General features: G+C 46.4%; 3 protein-coding genes. 1 reads left to right on the forward strand and 2 read right to left on the reverse strand.

The window, feature by feature from the left end:
- The first annotated feature begins 86 nt into the window (after positions 1 to 86).
- Positions 87 to 329 carry a YdcH family protein gene (locus A3761_RS22100; RefSeq protein WP_068513965.1) on the forward strand — a complete coding sequence of 81 codons (243 nt, stop codon included), beginning with the start codon at positions 87 to 89 and terminating at the stop codon, positions 327 to 329.
- A 141-nt stretch (positions 330 to 470) separates the two neighbouring features.
- Here the strand turns inward: A3761_RS22100 and meaB are convergent, their stop codons facing one another.
- Positions 471 to 1,466, reverse strand: a complete 996-nt coding sequence (gene meaB, locus A3761_RS22105; RefSeq protein WP_068554425.1) for a methylmalonyl Co-A mutase-associated GTPase MeaB — start codon at positions 1,464 to 1,466, stop codon at positions 471 to 473.
- 9 nt (positions 1,467 to 1,475) lie between these two features.
- Positions 1,476 to 1,757 (reverse strand): cobalamin-dependent protein (locus tag A3761_RS22110; RefSeq protein ID WP_197473175.1); only part of this gene is annotated, 282 nt, incomplete at its 5' end.

Genomic DNA, 1,757 nt, shown 5'->3' on the forward strand with positions numbered 1-1,757 from the left:
AGATCATCTCGTTTGGACTAAGGCTCATATAAAGTGGAGCTATGAAAAGATGATAAAAAACAATCCCTCTAAGGAGATATATATCTATGTTAGAAAAGCACGATCTAGTTCATGAGTTGCCAGAGCACAAAGAGACTATTCATAACCTCAAGATGAGTGATAACCACTTTGCTCGTTTATTTGATGAGTATCATGATAAGGATCATGAAGTACACAGAATCGAGACCGGTGCAGAAAACACCTCTGACGAGTATCTTGAAAAGTGTAAGAAAGAGCGCCTTAAGCTAAAGGACGATTTGCTTGCGATTATCAAGAAAACAACAGCTTAATATTTAGCTTAGTTTGTTATCAAGCCCGGTTACTTAATCGGGCTTTTTTAGTTTAGCGTTGGCAGATATATTCGAACCCTTACCTGTCGTGATTAGCTCAGGCTGATAGCAATAGGGTCCTCGCTAAGGGGCGGTAAATAGTCAAGACGGGTCTTGTTTGTTGAGAAATAGCTGAATGATCTGATGTGCTGCAGAGTAGGGGGTTACACTATTTTCCTGCACAGCTGAGCGGAGCTTAGGTAGTGCTGATTGAACTGGAGGGTGACTTTTAAGCTCCTGTTCCAACATATCTTTTACCAAGGCGTTCAACCATTCTCTATTTTGTCGGGCGCGTTTATCCTCAAATAGATTAAGGCCTTCTTCATTGGAGTGGCTTTTGCCTTGTTCCTGGTAGTCCAGAATCATGTCCCATACAGTCTCAATTCCGGTGTTCTCAAGAGATGAGCAGGTGAGAATTTGAGGTTTCCAAAAACCATCGTGCTGTAAGAGGTGAAAGGCATTACTGTAGTGGTTTTTGGTTTGCTGAGCCAAGCCTTGGTTAGGACCATCACTTTTGTTAACGACTAAGGCATCCGCCAGCTCCATAATGCCTCGTTTGATGCCTTGTAAGTCATCTCCAGCGTTAGGAAGCATCAATACGAGAAAGAAATCGACCATCGAGGCGACTTCATACTCGGATTGGCCTACACCAACGGTCTCTACGAGTATTACATCGTAGCCGGCGGCTTCGCATAGGAGCATTGTCTCACGGGTTCTAAGCGCGACGCCACCCAGCGCGCCTTCAGAAGGGCTAGGGCGAATAAAGGCATTGTCTTCACGGGCAAGTTTTTCCATGCGGGTTTTATCGCCAAGGATACTTCCTCCACGTAGAGGAGAACTGGGGTCGACAGCGAGTACAGCTACCTTTTTTCCATTAGCGATCAGATGGCGACCAAAGGCTTCGATGAAGGTAGACTTTCCCACCCCCGGTACGCCACTGATTCCTATACGAAGGCTATTTCCGGTATCTGACAATAGCTCATTCAAGACTTGTTGAGCAGCCGCTCTGTCTTGGTCGCGCTTGCTCTCGACCAAGGTAATAGCTTTGGCTAGTGCTCGGCGCTGGCCTTTTTTGAGTTGCTCAAGATCGATATTCATACCAGGAAGCTAGGCAGACTCATTGATCGCCGTTAGCACTTGGCGAACACTATAAGGCACTTTTGTACCAGGCCCGAAGATTCCTTTAACTCCTGCCTGATAGAGTGTGTCGTAGTCTTGTTTAGGGATCACTCCCCCGGCAATAACGATAATGTCGTCCGCGCCTTGATTTTTGAGCGCCTGAATGAGCTCAGGAACTAGTGTCTTGTGTCCTGCAGCTTGTGAGCTGACACCGACGGCATGCACGTCATTTTCGACGGCTTGCTTGGCGACTTCTTCAGGGGTTGAAAA

This window comes from Oleiphilus sp. HI0123 (assembly GCF_001635315.1).